The 20,173-nt window shown below is 71.0% G+C and carries 19 protein-coding genes and 1 riboswitch; of the genes, 8 read left to right on the top strand and 11 right to left on the bottom strand.

The window, feature by feature from the left end; translation table 11 throughout:
- Position 1: 1 nt before the first annotated feature.
- Together OG444_RS25600 and OG444_RS25595 are read right to left on the bottom strand one after the other, a co-directional pair.
- A complete protein-coding gene (locus OG444_RS25600; RefSeq protein WP_327264371.1) occupies positions 2–997 on the bottom strand; it encodes a carbohydrate ABC transporter permease in 996 nt (331 codons plus the stop codon).
- A gap of 75 nt (positions 998–1,072) precedes the next feature.
- A complete protein-coding gene (locus OG444_RS25595; protein ID WP_327264370.1) occupies positions 1,073–2,353 on the bottom strand; it encodes an extracellular solute-binding protein in 1,281 nt (426 codons plus the stop codon).
- Between the two features lie 289 nt (positions 2,354–2,642).
- On the opposite strand from OG444_RS25595, the gene OG444_RS25590 reads away from it, so the two are divergent.
- The 6 genes from OG444_RS25590 (at position 2,643) to OG444_RS25565 (ending at position 10,292) form a co-directional block, all read left to right on the top strand.
- Complete coding sequence (locus OG444_RS25590; RefSeq protein ID WP_030016685.1) at positions 2,643–3,407, top strand: GntR family transcriptional regulator; 765 nt, start codon at positions 2,643–2,645, stop codon at positions 3,405–3,407.
- Between the two features lie 163 nt (positions 3,408–3,570).
- Positions 3,571–5,790 carry a carbon starvation CstA family protein gene (locus tag OG444_RS25585; RefSeq protein ID WP_327264369.1) on the top strand — a complete coding sequence of 740 codons (2,220 nt, stop codon included), beginning with the start codon at positions 3,571–3,573 and terminating at the stop codon, positions 5,788–5,790.
- Positions 5,790–5,984: a YbdD/YjiX family protein gene (locus OG444_RS25580; protein WP_327264368.1), complete on the top strand. Its 195-nt coding sequence runs from the start codon at positions 5,790–5,792 to the stop codon at positions 5,982–5,984. The genes OG444_RS25585 and OG444_RS25580 overlap by 1 nt, the downstream gene beginning before the upstream one ends.
- Positions 5,985–6,082: 98 nt before the next feature.
- Complete coding sequence (locus OG444_RS25575; protein WP_327264367.1) at positions 6,083–6,580, top strand: GNAT family N-acetyltransferase; 498 nt, start codon at positions 6,083–6,085, stop codon at positions 6,578–6,580.
- A 51-nt stretch (positions 6,581–6,631) separates the two neighbouring features.
- Positions 6,632–6,753: riboswitch (cobalamin riboswitch) on the top strand.
- Positions 6,754–6,897: 144 nt separating this feature from the next.
- Positions 6,898–9,276, top strand: coding sequence for a ribonucleoside-diphosphate reductase subunit alpha (locus OG444_RS25570; RefSeq protein WP_327264366.1), 2,379 nt, complete (start codon positions 6,898–6,900; stop codon positions 9,274–9,276).
- Complete coding sequence (locus tag OG444_RS25565; RefSeq protein WP_327264365.1) at positions 9,276–10,292, top strand: ribonucleotide-diphosphate reductase subunit beta; 1,017 nt, start codon at positions 9,276–9,278, stop codon at positions 10,290–10,292. Before OG444_RS25570 ends, OG444_RS25565 begins: the two co-directional genes overlap by 1 nt.
- 118 nt (positions 10,293–10,410) lie before the next feature.
- On the opposite strand, the gene OG444_RS25560 is transcribed toward OG444_RS25565, so the two are convergent.
- On the bottom strand, positions 10,411–10,635 hold the full coding sequence (locus OG444_RS25560; RefSeq protein WP_327264364.1) for a hypothetical protein: 225 nt from the start codon (positions 10,633–10,635) through the stop codon (positions 10,411–10,413).
- Between the two features lie 81 nt (positions 10,636–10,716).
- Here OG444_RS25560 and OG444_RS25555 point away from each other — a divergent pair, with 81 nt between their 5' ends.
- Complete coding sequence (locus OG444_RS25555; protein ID WP_327264363.1) at positions 10,717–11,682, top strand: helix-turn-helix domain-containing protein; 966 nt, start codon at positions 10,717–10,719, stop codon at positions 11,680–11,682.
- A 73-nt stretch (positions 11,683–11,755) separates the two neighbouring features.
- On the opposite strand, the gene def is transcribed toward OG444_RS25555, so the two are convergent.
- From def to OG444_RS25515, 8 genes are all read right to left on the bottom strand, one after another.
- Positions 11,756–12,391 (bottom strand): peptide deformylase, encoded by a 636-nt coding sequence (gene def, locus OG444_RS25550; protein ID WP_327264362.1) that lies wholly within the window; start codon positions 12,389–12,391, stop codon positions 11,756–11,758.
- Between the two features lie 82 nt (positions 12,392–12,473).
- On the bottom strand, positions 12,474–13,460 hold the full coding sequence (locus OG444_RS25545) for a tetratricopeptide repeat protein (protein ID WP_030385957.1): 987 nt from the start codon (positions 13,458–13,460) through the stop codon (positions 12,474–12,476).
- 131 nt (positions 13,461–13,591) lie between these two features.
- The gene (locus OG444_RS25540; protein ID WP_327264361.1) at positions 13,592–14,851 is read right to left on the bottom strand and encodes an HD-GYP domain-containing protein; all 1,260 of its coding nucleotides are present in this window, start codon (positions 14,849–14,851) and stop codon (positions 13,592–13,594) included.
- Complete coding sequence (locus tag OG444_RS25535) at positions 14,848–16,338, bottom strand: HD-GYP domain-containing protein (RefSeq protein ID WP_327264360.1); 1,491 nt, start codon at positions 16,336–16,338, stop codon at positions 14,848–14,850. The genes OG444_RS25540 and OG444_RS25535 overlap by 4 nt, the downstream gene beginning before the upstream one ends.
- A gap of 201 nt (positions 16,339–16,539) precedes the next feature.
- A complete protein-coding gene (gene rsrA, locus OG444_RS25530) occupies positions 16,540–16,845 on the bottom strand; it encodes a mycothiol system anti-sigma-R factor (RefSeq protein WP_030012982.1) in 306 nt (101 codons plus the stop codon).
- Complete coding sequence (locus OG444_RS25525) at positions 16,842–17,486, bottom strand: sigma-70 family RNA polymerase sigma factor (RefSeq protein ID WP_030385954.1); 645 nt, start codon at positions 17,484–17,486, stop codon at positions 16,842–16,844. The genes rsrA and OG444_RS25525 overlap by 4 nt, the downstream gene beginning before the upstream one ends.
- A 343-nt stretch (positions 17,487–17,829) precedes the next feature.
- The gene (locus OG444_RS25520) at positions 17,830–18,486 is read right to left on the bottom strand and encodes an alpha/beta hydrolase family protein (protein ID WP_327264359.1); all 657 of its coding nucleotides are present in this window, start codon (positions 18,484–18,486) and stop codon (positions 17,830–17,832) included.
- Between the two features lie 36 nt (positions 18,487–18,522).
- Positions 18,523–19,341 carry an SOS response-associated peptidase gene (locus OG444_RS25515; protein WP_327264358.1) on the bottom strand — a complete coding sequence of 273 codons (819 nt, stop codon included), beginning with the start codon at positions 19,339–19,341 and terminating at the stop codon, positions 18,523–18,525.
- A gap of 80 nt (positions 19,342–19,421) precedes the next feature.
- Between OG444_RS25515 and OG444_RS25510 the strand changes: the two genes are divergently transcribed.
- Positions 19,422–20,135, top strand: coding sequence for a M50 family metallopeptidase (locus OG444_RS25510; RefSeq protein WP_327264357.1), 714 nt, complete (start codon positions 19,422–19,424; stop codon positions 20,133–20,135).
- The last annotated feature ends 38 nt before the right edge of the window (positions 20,136–20,173 follow it).

Genomic DNA, 20,173 nt, shown 5'->3' with positions numbered 1-20,173 from the left:
CTCATTCCACCTCTCCGATCTTGAGCATCTGGCGCATGTAGACGGCGACCACGCCGAGCAGCAGCAGGACGGTCACCAGGGCGATCGCGGAGCCGCCCGAATAGTCGTTGACCACGAAGGCCTGCTGGTACGAGTAGGTGGTCAGCAGCTGGAACTCCGCCTCGGGGTTCCCGTTGCGCATCACGAAGACCTGCGGGAAGACGCCCATGTCCCAGATGACGGAGAGGGTCGTCAGCATGACGAGGATCGGCTTCAGGATCGGGAGGGTGACGTGCCGGAACACGCCCCACGCGCCCGCCCCGTCGAGCCGGGCGGCCTCCTCCAGCTCCTTGGGCACCTGGGTGAGGCCCGCGCTGAGGGTGATGACGACGAAGGGGACCGCACCCCAGACCACCAGCAGCATGATCACCGCGAGGCCCTGGGGGCCGCTGGTGAACCAGTTGTGGCCGACCATGTCGACGCCGGGGAGCTTACTCATCAGGTAGTTGAGGACGCCGTAGTCGGCGTCGAAGAGCCACTTGAAGACGGCGGTGGCGACGATGATGGGCATGCCCCAGCTCGCCACGAGGGCGATGCTGATGAGCGCCTTGACCCAGCCGGAGACCTTCTGGAGCAGCAGCGCGATGAGCATGCCGATCACCATCGTCGCGGCGACCGCGCCGACTGCGAAGATCACCGTACGCAGGACGACGGCCCAGAACTCGCCGTCGCCGAGGATCTTGGCGAAGTTGTCGAAGCCGACGAACTCGGGATCCTTGAAGCCCCAGAGCTCGGACTTGCCGAAGCTCTGGAAGGACAGGGCCACCAGCCGGTAGAGCGGGTACCCCATGACGAGGGCGATGACCAGCAGGCACGGGGCCAGCAGCAGCCAGGGAGTGGCACCGGGGCCCTTGCGGCTGGGCCGGCCCGGCGCGGCGGGGCTGCCCGACTTCGCTCCGGGGGGAGTCTTCTGCTTCGCCGGCGGCAGGTCGGCGGTGGTTGTCTGTGCGGCACTCATCGCGCGCTCCTCGGGGGTCCCTCTCTTGACGGGCAGCAGGGCCCCGCCGGTCCGGCGGGGCCCTGCCCACTCAGGTCACTTGGTGTTGATGACCTTGTCGATCTCGGCGTCGGCGGCCTTGGCCGCGTCCTCGACCGACTTGTTGCCGGTGCCGATGTCGCGCAGCGTGGTCTGGAGGAGCTTGGCCTTCTCGATCTGGCCCCAGCCGGACGCCGTCGGGACGAACCAGGAGGACTCGGCGGCGGTGGCCGCGACCTGGGTCTTCGGGTCGGCCTTCAGCGGGCCGAGGTCCGTCTTGTTGTTGGGCAGGTTGCCCTTGGCGATCAGGCCCTTCTGGCCCTGGGCGCCGGTGAAGACGTTGATCCACTCGGCGGCGATGTCCTTGGCCTTGGACTTGGCCGGGATGGCCAGGTCCGAACCGCCCAGGAAGACCGGGAGGTTCTTGCCGCTCGGGCCGGGCTGGACGAAGTTCTCCAGCTTGTCCTTCAGGCCGCCGACCTTGTCGTTCTCCGGGGTGGCGGCAGTGGCGCCCTCCCAGGCGGCGGCGAAGATCGCCGCGGAGTTGCCCTGGCCGAAGACGACCGGACGGTCGGACTCGTCCTTGGTCTTGTCGGCGTGCATGTACTTGTCGAGGAGCTCCTTGTACTGCTTGAGCCCCTTCAGCGACTCGGGGGAGGACAGGTTGCCCTTCCACTTGTCGCCGTCCTTCTTGGCGATGCTGCCGCCCGCCTCGTAGACGAAGGACATCGCGGCGTACCAGTCCGGGGAGGGCTGGTAGAGGGCGCTGAACTTGTCGCCCTTCGCGGCCTGGATCTTGTCCAGCGCGGCGGTGTACTCGGCCCACGTCTTCGGCGCGGCGGCGACGCCGGCCTCGGCGGCGATGTCCTTGCGCCAGGTGCCCACACGGCCACCGGCGTAGTAGGGGACGCCGTAGGTCTTGCCGTCGTAGGTCACGGACTCCTTGAGGGCGTCCAGCCAGGCGCCGGAGTTCTCGAACTTCGACGGGTCGATCTCGGCGAAGGCGCCGGTCGACGTGTAGCCGATCATCTCGGAGTTGCCCATCTCGACAACGTCCGGGGCCTTGTCCGTGGCAAGTACGGCGTCCAGCTTGGCGTTCTTGTCCGGCCAGCCGTAGTACTCGTGCTTGATCGTGAGACCCGGGTGCTTGGCAACGATCGCGTCGTCGGCCGCCTTCACGAGCTCCGGCCAGTTCTTCTGGGCGTCGACCGTCAGCCAGACGGTGAGCTCCTTGGCCTCGGAAGCCTTGTCGCCCCCCTTGCTGTCGGAATCACCGCACGCCGCGAGGCCGATCACCATGCCCGCGACTCCAACCGCCGCGATGAGCTTGCGCTTCACGCCACCCTCCTCAGGGATGCCTGCCTGCACTTCCCTTGCCCGCCGCGGTGACATACGCGAAGTACTGCCGTGGGGCCGGGATCTGATCCATATTGGTTTAGACCAGTAGCTGGAGCTTGGCCTAGACCTTTAGGGGTGTCAAGGGTCTAATGAGCGGGTGCCCGGTCCGTTATCGGACCGACACCTGGGGAGAGAGAAGGCCTGTCCCCCCTTACGTGTCACGATGTGACCGCACATATCGGAGGAGCCGGTGACGGCAGCGAAACTGGAGTCGGGAAGGCGGGCGGCGATGGCCACCGAAGGGGCGACCACGGAGCCGGAGGGCGGGGCGGCCACTCGCACGGCGCGCGTGCCCAAGTACTACCGACTCAAGCGGCACTTGCTCGACATGACCGAGACATTGCCGCCCGGCACCCCGGTGCCGCCGGAGCGCACGCTCGCGGCCGAGTTCGACACCTCGCGGACCACCGTCCGGCAGGCCCTCCAGGAACTGGTCGTAGAGGGGCGACTGGAACGGATCCAGGGCAAGGGCACCTTCGTGGCCAAGCCCAAGGTCTCCCAGGCCCTGCAACTGACCTCGTACACGGAGGACATGCGGGCCCAGGGACTGGAACCGACGTCCCAGCTCCTCGACATCGGTTACGTGACGGCCGACGACACCCTCGCCGGACTGCTCAAGATCACCACGGGCGGACGGGTCCTTCGCATCGAACGGCTGCGCCTGGCGAGCGGTGAGCCGATGGCCATCGAGACCACGCACCTGTCGGCCAAGCGCTTTCCCGCGCTGCGCCGGTCGCTCGCCAAGTACACCTCCCTCTACACGGCACTCGCCGAGGTGTACGACGTGCACCTCGCCGAGGCCGAGGAGACCATCGAGACCTCACTGGCGACCCCGCGCGAGGCCGGCCTGCTCGGCACCGACGTCGGCCTGCCGATGCTGATGCTCTCCCGCCACTCCCTGGACGCCGACGGCGAACCGGTGGAGTGGGTGCGGTCGGTGTACCGCGGCGACCGCTACAAGTTCGTCGCCAGGCTCAAGCGCCCGGCGGTCTGACCTCGTACGTTCGGCCCCGTCCGAGCTCGCCCGGCCCCGCCCGGCGGACCCCGGCCTACCGAATTCCTTCACATACCGGAATGCGGACGGACCCTTACGCTCACCGGGCAATCCCCCGTAGATTCCCTGCCCTTACGCAGATGATCGACGAGGGGACGAGGTCATGCCTGAACCGGAAGCAACAGGGGCAGAACGGGACACGGCGAGTCCGGGCACCGCGCCCGGCTCGCCCTCTCCCAAGTCCATCGCCGCGTGGGTGCTCGTCGGACTCGTCGGCGCCATCGGCTGGGGCGTGCTCGCGCTCTCGCGCGGCGAGGAGATCTCCGCGGCCTGGCTGCTCGCCGCCGCACTGGGCTCGTACGCGATCGCCTACCGCTTCTACGCGCGCTTCATCGCCCACCGCGTGCTGAAGGTGGACGCGACCCGGGCCACCCCCGCCGAACGCCTTGACAACGGTGTCGACTTCCATCCCACCGACCGCCGGGTGCTCTTCGGCCACCACTTCGCCGCCGTCGCGGGCGCCGGCCCGCTCGTCGGACCCGTGCTCGCCGCGCAGATGGGCTACCTGCCGGGCACCATCTGGATCGTCGCGGGCGTGATCTTCGCCGGCGCCGTCCAGGACATGGTCACGCTGTTCTTCTCCACCCGCCGCGACGGCCGTTCGCTCGGCCAGATGGCCAGGGACGAGATCGGCCCCGTCGGCGGTGCCGCCGCCCTGATCGCCGTGTTCGCCATCATGATCATCCTGCTGGCGGTCCTGGCCCTGGTCATCGTCAACGCCCTGGCGCACTCGCCCTGGGGCGTCTTCTCCATCGGCATGACCATCCCGATCGCCGTGTTCATGGGCTTCTACCTGCGCGTCCTGCGGCCGGGCCGGGTCACCGAGGTCTCCGTCATCGGCGTCGCGCTGCTGCTGCTCGCCATCGTCGCGGGCGGCTGGGTCGCCGAGTCCTCCTTCGCGGGCACCTTCACCCTGGAAAAGGAGACGCTGGTCATCTGGATGGTGGTGTACGGCTTCCTGGCATCGGTGCTGCCGGTGTGGATGCTGCTCGCCCCCCGCGACTACCTGTCCACCTTCATGAAGGTCGGCACCATCGCGCTCCTCGCGATCGGCGTGGTCATCGCGATGCCCACCCTGAAGATGCCCTCGGTCACCGACTTCGCGGCCCGCGGCGACGGACCGGTCTTCGCCGGCTCGATGTTCCCCTTCGTCTTCATCACCATCGCCTGCGGTGCGCTCTCCGGCTTCCACGCCCTGGTCTCCTCGGGAACCACCCCGAAGATGATCCAGAAGGAGACGCAGGTCCGCATGATCGGCTACGGCGCGATGCTGACCGAGTCGTTCGTCGCCGTCATGGCGATCATCGCGGCCTGCATCATCGAGCCCGGCCTCTTCTTCGCGGTCAACTCCCCTCCCGGCATCATCGGCACCACGGTCGAGTCCGCCTCCCAGGCCGTGACCAACTTCGGCTTCGCCGTCTCCCCCGAGGCGCTCGCCCAGGCCGCCAAGGACGTCGAGGAGGCCAGCCTGCTCTCCCGTACGGGCGGCGCGCCGACCTTCGCACTCGGAATGTCCGAGATCTTCTCCGCCGTGGTCGGCGGTGCGGGCATGAAGGCGTTCTGGTACCACTTCGCCATCATGTTCGAGGCGCTGTTCATCCTGACCACGCTCGACGCGGGCACCCGCGTGGGCCGGTTCATGCTCCAGGACACCCTCGGCAACGTGCACAAGTCCTTCAAGGACGTCAGCTGGAAGCCCGGCGTGTGGTTCGCGAGCGCGATCGTCGTCGGCGGCTGGGGCTACTTCCTGTGGGTCGGCATCAAGGACCCGCTGGGCGGCATCAACCAGCTCTTCCCGCTCTTCGGCATCGCCAACCAGCTGCTCGCCGCGGTCGCCCTGGCCGTCTGCACCACGCTGCTGGTCAAGTCCGGCCGGCTCAAGTGGGCCTGGGTGACGGGCGTTCCGCTGGTCTGGGACGCCACGGTGACCCTGACCGCGAGCTACCAGAAGATCTTCTCCGAGGACGTGAAGGTCGGCTTCTTCGCCCAGCGCGACAAGTACCAGGCCGGGATCGACGCCGACAAGGTCCTGCCGCCCGCCAAGAACATGGACGACATGCACACCGTGGTCACCAACGCCACGGTGGACGGCGTCCTGTGCGCCCTCTTCGCCGTCCTGATCATCGTCGTCCTCGCGGACGCGGCCCGGACCTGCCTGAAGGCCGTCCGCGACCCCGGCTCGGCGACCCTCTCCGAGGTCCCGTGGACCGAGTCGAAGATCGTCGCCCCGGCCGGGCTGATCGCGACCGCCGAGGAGCGGGCGGAGCTCGCCGCGGCGGGCCCGGACGCGGGCGGCGGCCACGTCAAGGAGCCGGTGGCCTGATGAGCGTGCGCAGCGCGCTGGCGAAGGTGCGTTTCTACGTACGGGAGTTCTCGGGGGAGGCGGCGTACGACCGCTACGTGGCCCACGCCCGCTCCCACGACCCGGACGCGGAGGTGCTCACCCGCCGCGCGTTCGAACGCGCCCGCACGGACGCCCGCGAGGCGGACCCCCGCGAGGGCTTCCGCTGCTGCTGAGCCCACCCGGACCGAAGGCCCCGCCGGACACTTCCGGCGGGGCCTTCGCCGGATCCGCACCGGGCACCGCCACCGGCCCGTCCTGCACACTCGACCTCATGGACATGGTGATCAGAACGGCGCTGCCCGCCGACTACGCGGAGCTGGGTGGGATCACGGCGCAGGCCTACCTCACCGACGGGCATCTGGACTTCAACGAGGACGACGCCTACCTCGACGTGCTGCGCGACGTGGCCGGCCGGGCCGCCCGGGCCGAGGTGCTCGTCGCCGAGCGGGACGGGCGCCTGCTGGGCGGGGTGACCTTCGCCGCGCCCGGCAGCCCGCTCGCCGACATCGCGGCCCCGGACGAGGCCGAGTTCCGGATGCTCGCGGTGGCCCACGAGGCCCGCGGGCAGGGTGCCGGTGAGGCTCTGGTGCGGGCCTGCATCGAGCGGGCGAAGGCCCTCGACGGGGTGACCGGCCTGGTTCTTTCCACGCAGCGCAGCATGGCCGGCGCCCACCGGATCTATCTGCGACTGGGCTTCGTACGCACGCCGGAGCGGGACTGGGCGCCGATCGAGGGCCTGACACTCCTGGCGTATCGGCTCAAGCTGTAGCCACGCCGACACTACATGTGGGGGTTGCCGCAACGGGCCGCCCCCACATGTATGCTCATGCCTGCTGTCGCCGCAGGGGAATCCGGTGCGAATCCGGAACTGTCCCGCAACGGTATGAAGTGTCCGGCTACCGGACGCCAAGTCCGATGACCTGCCGACAGCGCGCCCGGCTCGACCGAACCGGGTGCCGATTCGTCCGGGCCTCGCGGTTGGGCCGGTGGACGCCATGCCGGGGTACGCGTTCGCGTCGCGCCCGCATGCGCCCGCTCGCGCCCCTCCCCGCCGATGACCGGGCCGAGCGAGGGAGAGCTCCCGCCGTGACCATCGCGCCTTCCGCACCGCGCGCCGAGTCCACTTCTGGCGACAACACCGAGGGCCCGGGGGCCACGCTGCTGCGTACCCTCACCGAACTTACGGCGGACCTCCCCGACACCGACCCCGGCCGGGTCGCGGCCTCCGCGCTGCGCGGCCGCAGCTCCGCCGCCGACGACGCCGAACTGCGCGGGCTGGCCACGGAGGCCGCCGCCGGTCTGATCTCCGAGGACCCGGCCTACTCCCGCCTCGCCGCCCGCCTGCTGACGCTGGCCGTGCGCGACGAGGCCGCGAGCCAGGGCTCCACGTCCTTCTCGGCCTCCGTCGAGGTCGGCCACCGCGAGGGCCTCATCGCCGACCGCACGGCCGAGTTCGTCCGCACCCACGCGGCCCGGCTGGACTCGCTCGTCGAGCTCACCCTCGCCGAGGGCGCAGACGACCGCTTCGGCTTCTTCGGCCTGCGCACCCTGCACAGCCGCTACCTGCTGCGCCACCCGATCACCCGTCAGGTCATCGAGACCCCGCAGTACTTCATGCTGCGCGTGGCCTGCGGTCTCGCCGCGGACGAGAGCGTCCAGGCCGTGGAGGAAGTGGCCTCGCTCTACCGGCTGATGAGCCGGCTGGACTACCTGCCGTCCTCCCCCACGCTCTTCAACTCCGGCACCCGTCACCCGCAGATGTCCTCCTGCTACCTGCTGGACTCCCCGCTGGACGAGCTCGACTCGATCTACGACCGCTACCACCAGGTGGCGCGCCTGTCGAAGCACGCCGGCGGCATCGGCCTCTCGTACTCCCGCATCCGCGCCCGCGGTTCGCTGATCCGCGGCACCAACGGGCACTCCAACGGCATCGTGCCGTTCCTGAAGACCCTCGACGCCTCCGTCGCCGCCGTGAACCAGGGCGGCCGCCGCAAGGGCGCCGCCGCGGTCTACCTGGAGACCTGGCACGCGGACATCGAGGAGTTCCTGGAGCTCCGCGACAACACCGGTGAGGACCAGCGCCGTACGCACAACCTGAACCTCGCCCACTGGGTGCCGGACGAGTTCATGCGCCGTGTGAACGCCGACGCCGACTGGTCGCTGTTCTCCCCGGCCGACGTGCCCGAGCTGGTCGACCTGTGGGGGGACGAGTTCGACGCCGCCTACCGCAAGGCCGAGGCGGACGGCCTGGCCCGCAAGACCATGCCCGCCCGCGACCTGTACGGCCGGATGATGCGCACCCTCGCGCAGACCGGCCAGGGCTGGATGACGTTCAAGGACGCCTCCAACCGCACGGCGAACCAGACCGCCGAGCCGGGCACCGTCGTGCACTCCTCGAACCTGTGCACCGAGATCATCGAGGTCACCAACGACGGCGAGACCGCCGTCTGCAACCTCGGTTCGGTCAACCTGGGCGCCTTCGTCGTCGACGGCGAGATCGACTGGGAGCGGATCGACGAGACCGTCCGCACCGCCGTGACCTTCCTCGACCGCGTGGTGGACATCAACTTCTACCCGACCGAGCAGGCCGGCCGTTCCAACGCCCGCTGGCGCCCGGTGGGCCTGGGCGCGATGGGCCTGCAGGACGTCTTCTTCAAGCTGAAGCTGCCCTTCGACTCCCCCGAGGCGAAGGCCCTGTCCACCAAGCTCTCCGAGCGCATCATGCTGGCCGCGTACGAGGCCTCGTGCGACCTCGCCGAGCGCAGCGGCCCGCTGCCCGCCTGGGAGCAGACCCGCACCGCCCGCGGTGTCCTGCACCCGGACCACTACGACGTCGAGCTGAACTGGCCGGAGCGCTGGGACGCGCTGCGCGCCCGCGTCGCGAAGTCCGGCATGCGCAACTCGCTGCTCCTCGCCATCGCCCCGACGGCCACGATCGCCTCGATCGCCGGTGTGTACGAGTGCATCGAGCCGCAGGTCTCCAACCTCTTCAAGCGCGAGACGCTCAGCGGTGAGTTCCTCCAGGTGAACGGCTACCTGGTGGAGGAGCTGAAGCAGCTCGGCGTGTGGGACGCCCAGACCCGTGAGGCGCTGCGCGACTCCTCCGGCTCGGTCCAGGGCTTCGGCTGGATCCCGGCCGAGGTCCGCGACCTGTACCGCACGGCGTGGGAGATCCCGCAGCGCGGTCTGATCGACATGGCGGCGGCCCGTACGCCGTTCCTGGACCAGTCGCAGTCGCTGAACCTGTTCCTGGAGACGCCCACCATCGGCAAGCTCAGCTCGATGTACGCGTACGCCTGGAAGCAGGGCCTGAAGACCACCTACTACCTGCGCTCGCGCCCGGCGACGAAGATCGCCCGTGCCGCGCAGGCGGCCGCGCCCGTCGAACTGCCGCAGGCGGTCGCCGACGCCGAGGCGCTGGCCTGCTCCCTTGAGAACCCCGAGTCCTGCGAGGCCTGCCAGTAATGAGCTCCAACGACCAGAAGAACCTCCTGGACCCGGGCTTCGAGCTCACGCTCCGCCCGATGCGCTACCCGGACTTCTACGAGCGCTACCGGGACGCGATCAAGAACACCTGGACCGTCGAGGAGGTCGACCTCCACTCGGACGTCGCGGACCTCGCGAAGCTGACGCCCGCCGAGCAGCACATGATCGGCCGTCTGGTCGCGTTCTTCGCGACGGGCGACTCGATCGTCTCGAACAACCTGGTGCTGACGCTCTACAAGCACATCAACTCCCCGGAGGCGCGCCTGTACCTGTCGCGCCAGCTGTTCGAGGAGGCCGTGCACGTCCAGTTCTATCTGACGCTGCTCGACACCTATCTGCCCGACCCGGACGACCGCGCGGCGGCCTTCGACGCGGTCGAGGAGATCCCCTCCATCCGCGAGAAGGCGCAGTTCTGCTTCAAGTGGATCAACGAGGTCGAGAAGCTGGACCGGCTGGAGACGCAGGCCGACCGCCGTCGCTTCCTGCTGAACCTGATCTGCTTCGCGGCGTGCATCGAGGGCCTGTTCTTCTACGGCGCCTTCGCGTACGTGTACTGGTTCCGCTCGCGCGGTCTGCTGCACGGCCTGGCCACCGGCACCAACTGGGTGTTCCGTGACGAGACCATGCACATGAACTTCGCGTTCGAGGTCGTGGACACGGTCCGCAAGGAGGAGCCGGAGCTCTTCGACGACGCCCTCCAGCAGCAGGTCACCGACATGCTCAAGGAGGCCGTGGAGGCGGAGCTGCAGTTCGGCCGCGACCTGTGCGGTGACGGCCTGCCGGGCATGAACACCGAGTCGATGCGCGAGTACCTGGAGTGCGTCGCGGACCAGCGTCTGGTCCGTCTCGGGTTCCCGCCGGTGTACGGCTCGCAGAACCCGTTCTCCTTCATGGAGCTGCAGGGCGTGCAGGAGCTGACGAACTTCTTCGAGCGCCGTCCGTCGGCCTACCAGGTCGCGGTCGAGGGCACGGTCGACCTGGACGAGGACTTCTAGGGGACCCTGTCCCCGGACTCGTGTCCGGTCGGGTCAGCCGGGTCAGTCGGGTCACGAGGTGACCGGGGAGCCGGGATGCGGAGGAATCCGTGTCCCGGCTTCTCGCGTTCCCCGGTGTTCAGTGGGCGATGGGGCCCCAGTAGTGCCGGGCGGGCCGGAAGCCGTGCCGGCGCGGGGTGGGCGGGAGGCCGCCCGCGCGCTGGCGGGGCAGCCACACCAGCCGGGTCGCGACGGCCCGAAGCTGCCGGTCGGTGCGCCGGTCGCGCAGGATCCCGTACAGGCTGGGCCCGAGCAGGAGGGCGGCGATGGCGGTGATGGCGAGGTAACTCACGAAGGTGGTCATGTCTCTACTGTCCGCCTGATCGCCCATGATCGACAGTGGCAGTACTGTCACAGAAGGCCGAATTGCTGCCACACTGTGGTCATGCTGAAAAACGTGGCCGTGGCCCTCGTCGACGGAGTCGCCCCCTTCGAGCTGGGAATCTTCTGCGAGGTGTTCGGAATCGATCGCAGTGACATGGGCGTACCGGTGTACGACTTCGCCGTGTGCGCGGCGGAGGACGGGCCGCTGGCGGTGGGCGGGGGCGCCTTCGGGATCACCCCCGCGCACGGCCTGGACCGGCTGGAGGAGGCCGATCTCATCTGCCTGCCCGCCGCGAGCGACGCCGCCCAGCGCATCTACCCCGAGCCCCTGCTCGCCGCCCTGCGCCGGGCCGTGGAGCGGGGCGCGCGGGTCCTGAGCGTGTGCAGCGGGGCCTACATCCTCGGCGCGGCCGGGCTGCTGGACGGCCGCCAGTGCACCACGCACTGGATGCACGCCGCGGCCCTGGCACGCCGCTTCCCGCGGGCGGCCGTCGACCCGGACGTGCTCTACGTCGACGAGGGCCCGGTGATCACGGCCGCCGGCACGGCCTCGGGCATCGACGCGTGCCTGCACGTGGTGCGCCAGGAGCACGGGGCCGAGGTCGCCAACATCATCGCGCGCCGGATGGTCGTGCCCCCGCACCGGGACGGCGGGCAGGCCCAGTTCATCCAGCGGCCGCTGCCCCGGACGGCCTGCGACACGGTCGGCGAGGTGATCGGCTGGATGGCCCGCCACCTGGACGAGGAGATCACGGTCGAGCAGCTCGCGGAACGCGCGCTGATGTCCCCGCGCACCTTCGCCCGCCGCTTCCTCCAGGAGACCGGCACCACCCCGTACCAGTGGGTGCTGCGCCAGCGGGTCCTGCTGGCGCAGGAGCTGCTGGAGTCCACCGACGAAACGGTGGACGCGATCGCGGGGCGCTGCGGCTTCGGCAACGCGGCGGCCCTGCGCCACCACTTCCTGCGAACCCTGGGCACCACCCCCAACGCCTTCCGGCGCACCTTCCGCGGCCCCCGGGCCGCCTGACGTGCCGCAGGCCCCACTCCGGTCCGGAGCGGGGCCTGCGGGGCGTACGCGGAGCTCTGCCGCGGCGGGACGGTCAGGCGTTGGGGACCGTCTCGTAGCGCGGGGTGCCCTCCTCCATCTGCCGCAGGGCGTCCTTGCGGTCCCGCTTCGAGAGGCGGTCGATGTAGAGGTAGCCGTACAGGTGGTCGGTCTCGTGCTGCAGGCAGCGGGCGAAGTAGCCGGTGCCGCGCACCTTGATCGGGTTGCCCTGGGCGTCCTGGCCCTCGACCTCGGCGTAGTCCGGGCGGGCCAGCGAGGCGTACGCCGTCGGGACCGACAGGCAGCCCTCGTTCGAATCGTCGAGCACGCGGGTGGCGGCCGGCAGCTCGATCAGCTTCGGGTTGACCACGACACCGGTGTGCCGCTTGCCGTCGTCGTCCGGGCAGTCGTAGACGAAGACCTTGGCGTCCACACCGATCTGGTTCGCGGCCAGGCCCACGCCCTCGGCGGCCTTCTGGCTGGCGAACATGTCGTCGATCAGCTGCGCCAGCTCGTCGCCGAACTCGGTGACGTCCTTGCACTCACTGTGCAGGACCGGGTTGCCGACCACCGTGATCGGACGGGCCGTGCCGCGCTGACGGTGGGCGAGCTCGCGCGCCTCACAGTCCTCGGTGTCCACGACGTACCCGTCGTTCACGCTCTCGACAACCTCGTTCTCCTGCTGCGCCATGTCCGCCGTACGCCTTCCGTAAGTCCCGGTCACCGATGGCCGTGACGGCCACCGATGTGCCCGTACAGCCTACGGCCCCGGGTCAGCAGACTTCTTCGAGATCCCGCCACTCGCGGGTGCCCGGGCTGTCCGCGACCCAGCCGTCGAGCAGTCCGCGCACCAGACCGGCCGGCGCCGCGATCCCGCATTCGCGCTCGGGGACCCACAGGGAGCCGGAGCCGGCCGTACGGTGCCCCAGCGGTCCGGGGTGCCCCGGCTCGCTGTGATCATGCGGATCGAGGTGCTCGCCGTCGCCCTCGTCGCTCGGCATCTCGCTCTCCGAGCAGGTCCGGCACAGCAGCCGCACCGACGAGGACCAGTCCTCGGCGGCGAAACCGGCGTCCGAGGCCAGCTGCTCCAGCGCGTCACGGTCCGCCTCGGTGGCCGCCTCCAGCAGCACCACCCAGGTCGGCACGGGGGACGGCGCCCACAGCTCGATCTCGTCGAAGACGGGGTACGAGGGCCCGGCCGCGGTCACCCGCTCGCCGTGCGGGACCCCGTCGTGGAGCACGACCTCGCCCCAGCGCCGCCCCGAGGAGGGCAGCGGGATCGACAGGACCTCCAGCCGGGCCGGATCCAGCCGACGGCCCCAGACCACCTCGGCCTCGCCCTCGGGCGAGAGCCGCACGGCGGCGCTGCCGAGCTCCATGCCGACCGGTTCGCCCGCCCCGGCCGCGTCCCCGGGCACCTTCAGCCCGTACGCCTGCCAGGCCCGCCGGGCAAGCGGCCAGTCCTGCAGCGCGGTGGCGGCGATCCCCACGTTCCACCAGTCCGGGGCGCCGGTCTCACGGTCCAGCAGGGCCACGGCGCGCAGCCCGGCGGCCCGCGCCTGCTCCCAGTCGTGCCGGAACTTGTGCAAAAGGGCCAGATTGAACCAGGACTCGGACAGCCAGGGCTCCAGGTCCGCCGCTCTCGTCAGCAGCGCGCCCGCGTCCTCGTACCGCCCGTCGCCGATCAGCGTGAACGCGCGGTCGGTGGCCTGCCGCCACGAGGCGGAGGGCCGATGCCGTACCTTCCCGAAGATCCTCACGATTCCCGCCTGCCTGGGGGCACCTCCCGGCGGTCGCCGGGTGACTACGGTGCAGCCTTGCGGACACTCCTACGGTCCCTCTTACTGGCATCCAACCATGCCCACTCGGACGGCCGCTCATTACCCATGGGTTACCCAGGTGGGACGGGCACCACTCTGCCACGTCCGCCCCTGGCCAGAACCCTTGCCAGGCATTCGACGACCTCCGGCTGGTAATCATGCCCGGTGCCCAGGCGGAGCCGCTCCAGAGCGGCCAGTGAGCCACCCGGGTGACGGCTCCCGCCGACCAGATCGTCGTACGCATTCACCGTACGCACGATCCGGGCCGCGAGCGGCTGTTCCCGGTAAGGATCCGCCTGCCGCTCCACGACCACGGCCACCTCGGCGGACACCCCGGTCTGCCGGGCCACCTCCCCGCCCAGCTCGGCGATCCGCCGGGCCTCGGCCCCCGGCAGCCCGGCCGTGGCCCCGTCCGGGACCGGGTCGACGAGGGAGAGCTGCCCGATGTCGTGCATCAGGGCGGCGTACTCCAGCACCGTGAGCTCCCGCTCCGACAGGCCCAGCTCCCGGCCCACGGCGCAGCTCAGGGCGGCGACCCGGCGCGAGTGGCCCGGCCGGGTGCAGCCGGCGATCTCGGTGGCGCGGGCCAGGGAGGTGATGGTCTGGCGGTAGGTGGTGCGGATCGCGGTGATCCGGTGGAAGGACAGCTGGGTCAGCAGCAGGGGCACGCTGAAGACGGGTACGGCCCACAGGCCCGCGACGGCCGCACCGAGCGCCATCACGACCCCGGTGGCGCAGATCGCCGAGCCGATGCCGAGCTGGGCACGCAGTTCGTCGCGCAGCAGCGGACCGTACGGCCGGCCGGTCCGGGCACCCGCCGGCGCGGCGGCGAGCACCGCGTCGCACAGAACGGTGAGGCCGAGGAGGAGGAGCAGGAAGAGGACGAGGTACGGGCCCTGGCCCAGCCACTGCTCCAGCCGGCCCGAGTTGTAGAGCGGCTGGAAACAGGCGGCGGCGAAGGCGGCGGTGAGCACCCGGCGGGAGAGGTGGTCGAGGGCGGGGCCCCGGCCGCGGGCGATGTGCGGGACGATCCCGGCGAGGGCGGCCGCGACGACGACCGCGACGGTCTGGAGCACCCCGTGGTGGGTGGGCTGCCCGGCGTTCTGGCCGAGCAGGGCGTAGGCGAGGGCCCCGGCGGAGCCGAGCGGTGCGGGCCGGCGGCCCGGGGGGTCCTGGCGGTCGCGCCGGGCGAGCTCCCCGATGGCGATCAGGGCTCCGAAGGCCAGGGCCGCGCCGGGTTCGTCGACGCCGTGCCACAGGGTGTGGCCGAGCCCTGCGACGGTGAGCAGCGCGGCCGCGCCGCGCACGCCCCAGGTGGCGGTCCCCTTCACCGCGCGCCCCGGGTGGGCTGCATCGGGCCCGCACCGCCGTCGGCCGGGCTGCTGTCCTGCGGGCTCCGGCCCGGGGTGCCGCTCCCGCCGGGCCCGTCCTCGCTCGCACCGGCCCTGGGAGCGGGGGCGGGGGCGCCGGGTCCGGGCAGGGGGCCTGCGGGAGCCGGGCCGCTGATCACCTGGAGGTCCTCGTCCGAGGTGACCACCGGGTGCCAGCCGTGCCGCCCGATGGCGCCCGTCAGGGCCCGTACCATCGCCGGGTCGAACTGGGCGCCCGCACACCGCTCCAGCTCGGCCAGCGCCGTCGGGACCGGCCGGGCCCTGCTGTACGAGCGGGTCGAGGTCATCGCGTCGAAGGCGTCGGCCACCGCCACCACCCGGGCCAGCACCGGGATCTGCTCGCCGGTCAGCCCGTACGGATAGCCGGAGCCGTCGACCCGCTCGTGGTGGTGCAGGATCGCGCACCGGGCCTCGCCCAGGAAGTCGATCCCGCGCACCATCTCGTGCCCGTACTCGGGGTGCAGCTCGATGATCCGGCGTTCCTGCGGGGTGAGCGGCCCGTCCTTGCGCAGCAGCCGGGTGGGAACGCCGAGTTTGCCGACGTCGTGCAGGATCCCGGCGATGCGCACCGTCTCCAGCCGGTCCCCGGTCATGCCCAGCTCACGGGCGATCATCGCCGAGGCCTGGCCCACCCGTTCGCTGTGGCCCCGCGTGTAGCGGTCCTTGATGTCGACGGCCTGGACGAGGGCGCGGATGGTGGCCCGGTGGGCGGCGTGCTCGCGGTGGTACTGGGCGAAGACCCAGCAGGAGACGTACATCGGCAGCAGCACGAGCAGCGCGGCCGGGATCCCGTACGGGCTGCGCCACATGACGGCCATCATCAGGCCGGCGAGGCCGTGGACGCAGTACGGGGCGAGGGCCGGCAGCCCGCGCAGGGCCGTGGCGGCCGGCCTGCGTTTGGCGACGGCCAGGATGCCGACGTCGAGGGCGGCGAGCACCAGGCAGAAGGTGACGGCCGCACCGGCCGCGGGCAGCAGCAGGCAGGGGAAGCCGGCCGGCGGTCCGGACGCGGTGGCGGGTGGGCCCGCGGCGAGGGCGGCGGGGCCGCCCAGCAGCCCGTACACCTGCCCCGCGGCCCATGCTGCCATCGCCTGCTGAGCGCCGTGCCACACACGGCGCACCCGGACGGGCCGCTGGGCGACGGTCCCCGCGAGCCCTCCGGGCAGCGCCACGAGCGCGGCGGCGGCGGGCGGCAGCAGGAAGACGGCGGCGAGCACCACGGGGAAGAAGGAGCCGAGGCCCTCGGGCACCCGGCTGCCCAGCAGCGGGCAGATCCTGACGAGTTCGCAGGCGAGGCAGAGCACGGCGAGCAGGGCCACGGCCGCCCAGGGCGTACCGGAATCCGTGAGGGCCGGGGTGACGCACGCGGCGGCGGCGAGGACGGCGCACAGGATGAATCCGCGCGCCCCCGGCGGAAGTGCCCGCATGGCGCTCTCCTCCCCTGTGCCGTGCACACCGGGTACTGAGATAAGGAACCAGCACCGAATGGGGAGAATAGGCGGGGCCCGGAGCGTGGTGGGCCGGATTTGTGCATTGGGCCATGCGGACGCCCCCGGATTAGCACCTTCGGGTGAACGAAGTGCCCTTCCGGGGGCGGCTGTCGAATCGTCGGCCGGTTACCGGGCCGGTCAGCCGGGCGCGGGGTTGTCGGCGGTGACGTCGTGGTCGGGAACCGCCTGACCGGACCTGATCAGCTCGATCCGGCCCATCACCTTCGACCGCAGGTCGGTCGGCACGTCGTCCGACCCGCAGCAACGCTTCACGAGCTTCTTCACGGCCTGTTCCAGGCCGTACTTCTCCAGGCAGGGATTGCACTCGCCGAAGTGCGTCTCGAACTTCGTGCAGTCACTGTCCGGCATCTCCTGGTCGAGAAACTCGTACAGGTGATCCAGTACCTCGGAGCATTCTGTCTCGTGCGGCTCTCCGCAACTCATGAGCCCGAGCCTTTCCGGTCGTTCGACTCTCCCGCGCCCGCGGGAACCAGCCCGCGCTCACGGGCATAGTCCTCCAGCATTCCGCGGAGTTGACGGCGGCCACGGTGCAGTCGCGACATGACCGTACCGATGGGTGTACCCATGATGTCCGCGATCTCCTTGTACGCAAAGCCCTCTACGTCGGCAAGGTAGACCGCGATGCGGAACTCCTCCGGAATGGCCTGCAGTGCTTCCTTCACATCCGAATCGGGCAGGTGGTCGAGCGCCTGCGACTCGGCGGAACGCAGTCCGGTCGACATGTGCGACTCGGCGCGCGCCAGCTGCCAGTCCTCGATCTCCTCCGCGGCGCTGCGCTGGGGTTCGCGCTGCTTCTTGCGGTAGGAGTTGATGAAGGTGTTGGTCAGAATGCGGTACAGCCACGCCTTCAGGTTGGTGCCCTCGCGGAACTGGTGGAAGGACGCGTATGCCTTCGCGTACGTCTCCTGGACCAGGTCCTCGGCGTCGGCCGGATTGCGCGTCATGCGCAGCGCGGCCGAGTACATCTGGTCGAGGTAGCCGAGGGCGTCCCGTTCGAAGCGCGCATTGCGCTCCAGGGTCGTCTCCTCCGCGTGGCCTTCGTCGGTCCCAGCGACAGGACCCACCTCCTCCGACAGCGTGGCGGCTCCGAAAGCGGATCCGCTCGAATCGGAGAATAGTCGACCTTCCCGGCCCTCCGCCGCCCGAAGCGAGCTGCTCTTGGGCGCGGGCAGCACGGTCCAGTCCAGGTCAGCGGCCTGCCGACGGTTCTGGCTGATGACCTGGGTCATGCGCTCCCTCTCCTCCGACGAGTTCCCCTACGTTCCGACATCCGAGACAACAGAAGGGGCGGGCGGCGCATTCCCGGGGGCCGCCAGGTCCTCGGCGGATCTTCGGTGGGTCCCCGGCAGGTCCTCGGCGGGTCTTTTGCAGGTATGCGGCCCGTCCCCGGGGCGCGCCCGTCCGCCGTCACACGGGGAGCCGCGCGAGCCACTCCGCGACCGCTTCGGTGATCGTCAGGAGCGCCTCCTCCTGGGTGGTGTCCGCCTTCTTCGGCACCGCGAAGCCGTGATCCCCGTGCGCCACCTCCACGAGCTCGTACGGGTCCCGGCCGCCCGGCTCGGGGAACTCCTCGGGCCGCCCGAAGGGGTCCCGGCCGCCCTGGACCACGAGGGTGGGCCGGCCGGCCCCGGTGAGCTCCGCGGCGCGGGACTTCTCCGGCCGGCCCGGCGGGTGCAGCGGGAACGCCAGCGCCAGCACCCCGGCGGCGCCCAGTTCGGCGGCGGTCCGGCAGGCCACCCGGGCCCCGGCGCTGCGGCCGCCCGCGACCACCGGCAGTCCGGGCGCCGTGAGCGCCGGCCAGAGCCCGCGCCAGCCCTCGTCCAGCACCTTGGGGGCGGCGGCGACCTTCTTCCCGGCGACCCGCCAGGGCTGTTCGACCAGGGCCACCGTGATCCCGCGGGCCGGCAGGGCGTCGGCCAGCGCCCGGAGGTCCCGGGCCTCGATGCCGCCGCCGGCTCCGTGGCTCACGGCGAGGACGAGCTTCGGCCCGGGCTCCGGCGCCGTGTGCCAGGTGATGCGGGCCTCGCCCGCCGGGGTGTCGACGCTCTCGGTACGCGTGGTCATGCGTCCCATCCTGCCGGGCGGGAGCCGAAGGACCCCCTAGAAGAGGGTGGCCTCCTCCGGCGCGGCGAGCTCCGTCAGCAGTTCCGGGCCGTTGTTGCGCACGCTGCTCACGGCCGTGGACACCGGGTAGGCCCGCATCAGCCCGCCGGGCGGCGGCGCCAGCAGCGCCCGCAGCGAGCCCTCGGTGTCGGTGTTCGCGGGGTCCAGCCAGGCGTCCCAGCGGTCCGGGGTCAGCATCAGCGGCATCCGGGGGTGGATCTCGGACAGCGAGCGCGGCCCCTCGGCGGGGGCCACGCCCAGGGGTGTCGTCTCGGCCTCGGTGGTGATCACCGAGCAGGTGACCCACCAGGCGAGCGGGTGCTCGTCGGGCAGGGTCCGGTCGCGCCAGAACTCGTATATCCCGGCCATGGCGAAGACGGATCCGTCGGAGGGGAGCACGAAGTAGGGCTGCTTGCGGGCCCGCTTCTTCTTGCCCTCCACCTCCAGCTGCCGCTCGTCGTGGGCGGTGACCCACTCGTAGTAGCCGTCCGCGGGGACGATGCAGCGGCGCTGCGCGAACGGCCGGCGGAAGGACGGTTTCTCGTGCAGGGTCTCGGACCGGGCGTTGATCATCCGGGCGGCGCCGTCGGGGTTCTGGGCCCAGGAGGGGACCAGCCCCCATTTCAGGACGCGCAGCTGGCGAACCGGACGGGCGTGCGAAGCGTCTTTGAGGGGACGGTCGAGGATCACGTGGACCTCTTTCGTCGGCGCCACGTTGAAATCGGGGGCCAGGACCTCCTCCGGCTCCCACTTCTCGATGCCGAACGCCTCCACGAGGTCCTCGGGCCCACGACTGGCTGCATACCGTCCGCACATGGCTGCCAGACTGCCATGTCGCCCCCGGCCACCGCCGGAAGGTGCCCCCAGGAACACCACCGCAAGGAGTCCGCCACCCTATGGACAGCAGTACGACGGCCGGTCTCTGGGACCGGCTCACGGGCATACAGGCCGCGCCCGAACTGTGGCTGGTGATCGTGACAGGGCTGGTCGCCCTCGCCGCCGTGGGGCCCCGCCCGCTGTGGCGGCTGTCGCGCAACGCCATCACCATCGCGCACGAGGGCGGGCACGGCCTGCTGGCGCTGCTGACCGGGCGGCGCCTGAGCGGGATACGGCTGCACTCCGACACCAGCGGGGTCACCGTCAGCCGGGGCAGACCGACCGGAATCGGGATGATCCTGACCGCCGCGGGCGGGTACACGGCGCCCTCGCTGCTCGGGCTGGGCGGCGCGGCACTGCTCTCCGCGCACCGGATCACTCTGCTGCTGTGGGTGGCCACCGCCCTGCTCCTGGCGATGCTGGTGATGATCCGGAACGCGTACGGGGCGCTGACGGTGGTACTGACCGGCGGGACCTTCCTGCTGGTGTCCTGGCTGACGCCGGCCGACGTGCAGGCCGCCTTCGTCTACCTCGTGGTGTGGTTCCTGCTGCTCGGCGGGGTCCGGCCGGTCTTCGAGCTGGGGGCCAAGCGCAGGAACGGCGGGGCGCCGGATTCCGACGCCGACCAGCTCGGCCGGCTCACTCACCTGCACCCGGTGGTGTGGCTGCTCTTCTTCCACGTGGTCGCCCTGTGCTCGCTGATCGGCGGCGCCCGCTGGCTGCTCGGCCTGTGACCGCTCCCTGAGACGGGACCGGGATCAAGATCTGGGGC

It is taken from the genome of Streptomyces sp. NBC_01232 (genome assembly GCF_035989885.1).
GTDB lineage: Bacteria > Actinomycetota > Actinomycetes > Streptomycetales > Streptomycetaceae > Streptomyces.
Note: the sequence above shows the minus strand (reverse complement) of the source record. Positions and strands in the feature narration are given on the sequence as shown.